This window comes from Pseudoalteromonas sp. Z1A6, assembly GCF_011378745.1.
Classification (GTDB): Bacteria; Pseudomonadota; Gammaproteobacteria; order Enterobacterales; family Alteromonadaceae; genus Pseudoalteromonas; species Pseudoalteromonas arctica.
Genome location: NZ_WTKW01000480.1, coordinates 1 through 2468, shown reverse-complemented (window position 1 = coordinate 2468; position 2468 = coordinate 1). Strand labels below are relative to the sequence as shown.

The following is a 2468-nucleotide window of genomic DNA, read 5'->3' as shown; positions in this document are numbered from 1 at the left end:
GGCCTTTATATATTCAATAGTAAAATTATTATCCACATAATTTAAATCCCTAATTTAAATTGCTGATTTAAAACAATCAACATAACCACTTTTAAGTATTTGTATCAGCTAAAATGCGCCTTTTTAGTTTGTGTAAAGGCTTGGTTGTTCGTTACAATGGCGCCACTTAATTGCCAAACGGACTCAGTGATGAAAATTCTTGCCGATCAAAATATGCCTTTAGTTGAGCAGTACTTTGCAGACTTTGGTGAGGTTGAGCGTTTTGATGGTCGTAAATTAACGCCTGAACAATTAATAAATGTAGATGTACTCCTTACTCGTTCAGTGACTAATGTTAATCATGAACTATTGGCACAAGCTAACAAGCTGAGCTTTGTGGGCACTGCCACAATTGGCATTGACCATATTGATACGCAATTACTACATGATAGAAATATTGCTTTTACCAGTGCTCCTGGTTGTAATGCAGTTGCTGTAGCTGAATATGTAATTAGTAGTTTATTTGCATTAAGCCAAGAAAATGCGCGCCCATTGTGTGGTCAAACAATTGGTATTGTAGGAATGGGTAACATTGGCACGTGTTTGTCGCAAAAATTAAAAGCATTAAATGTCGACGTACTGTTATGCGATCCAATTAAGCACGAACAGGGCTTACTACAAGAGCATGTAGCACTTGATGAGTTATTAGCGCAATCAGATGTTGTTACTTTTCATGTTCCACTTATTAAAGGTGGCGAGCACAAAACGCTGCACATGATGAATAAAGAGCGATTACAATCACTTAAGCCAGGAACCACGCTAATTAATGCAAGCCGAGGCGACGTAATTGATAATCAAGCATTGCTTGAGGTAATGGAAGCTGGGGCTGATTTAGATATAGTACTTGATGTATGGGAAAAAGAGCCCAATATTCAAACTGAATTACTAGAGCATGTACGTTATGCCAGTGTGCATATCGCAGGGCATACACTTGAGGGGAAAGCACGAGGTACACAAATGTTGTATCAAAAATTGTGTGACCTAAAAGGTGTAGAGGTGAGTAAATCGTTGGATGATTTTTTACCAATACCTGCTATTACAAATGCAACTGTTACGCAAAGCCTAAGCGAGCAAGATATTGCCCGTTTGGTGTATTTAATTTATGACGTACGCCGCGATGACGGAATTTTACTTCGTCATTTAGAAGGTGAGGGCTTTGATAGTTTACGTAAAAATTATCCGGTAAGGCGAGAATTTAGCACCTTATTCCTACAAGGTGATAGCCCACAACTAGCAGCACTTAGTCAACTTGGCTTTAGCATAGCTAAATAATTATTTAACTAACGATGTTGTTTTAATGTCGTTTATAGAGGAAGAAATATGTCGCAAAAATATAACGTTGCCGTACTTGGCGCTACTGGTTTAGTAGGCCGTCAAATCATTGAAACGCTAGCAGATCGTAAGTTTCCTGTAGATCAGCTTTTTTTACTTGCGAGCAGCCGCAGCGCAGGTGAAGACATAAAGTTTCGTGGTGAGACCATTGAAGTACTTGACGTTGAAGGCTTTGATTTTAGCCAAGCGCATATAGGTTTGTTTTCTGCTGGTGGTAGTGTATCTGAAAAATATGCTCCTATTGCTGCTGATGCCGGCTGTATTGTAATCGATAATACATCGCACTTTAGAAATGATTTTGAAATCCCACTAGTGGTGCCAGAAGTTAATGCTTCAAGCCTAGCTGATTTTAGGAATCGTAATATTATTGCTAACCCTAACTGTTCAACTATTCAGATGATGTTAGCACTTAAACCAATTTATGATGCTTACGGAATAGACCGTATTAACGTATCTACTTACCAAGCTGTATCGGGCGCAGGTAAAGAAGCGGTTGATGAACTTGCAAAGCAAACAGCTAACTTGATGAATGCACGCCCTATGGATAATAAAGTATTTCCGAAGCAAATTGCATTTAACGTTATTCCTCAAATTGATAGCTTTGAGGATAATGGCTATACACGCGAAGAAATGAAAATGGTAAATGAAACTCATAAAATTTTGGGTGATACCACTATTGCAGTAAATCCTACATGTGTACGTGTTCCCGTGTTTTTTGGTCACTCAGAATCAATTAATATTGAAACGCGCATGCCTTATGACTTTGAACACGTTAAGCAACTTTTAAAAGACGCGCCTGGTGTCGAGCTAATTGATGATGAAGGTGATTACCCTACAGCAGTGTCTGACGCTAGTGGTAACGATACTGTTTATATAGGCCGATTACGTGCTGATATTTCTCATCCTCATGGATTAAACATGTGGGTTGTAAGTGATAACACTCGCAAAGGTGCTGCAACTAACAGTATTCAAATTGCAGAAGAGCTTATTGCTAATTACATGTAATAGTTAATAGCGCTGAACACATTTTAGAAGCGGTAAACATTATTTGTTTGCCGCTTTTTGTTTATAGAGCTTGTCAGTTTTTTGCCGTTTAT

The 2468-nt window shown here is 38.5% G+C and carries 2 protein-coding genes; both read left to right on the top strand.

Annotation, left to right across the window (positions count from 1 at the left end):
• The first annotated feature begins 189 nt into the window (after positions 1-189).
• Positions 190-1311 (top strand): 4-phosphoerythronate dehydrogenase, encoded by a 1122-nt coding sequence (locus GQR46_RS18700; protein ID WP_165742035.1) that lies wholly within the window; start codon positions 190-192, stop codon positions 1309-1311.
• 48 nt (positions 1312-1359) lie between these two features.
• Positions 1360-2376, top strand: a complete 1017-nt coding sequence (locus GQR46_RS18695; protein WP_007586655.1) for an aspartate-semialdehyde dehydrogenase — start codon at positions 1360-1362, stop codon at positions 2374-2376.
• The last annotated feature ends 92 nt before the right edge of the window (positions 2377-2468 follow it).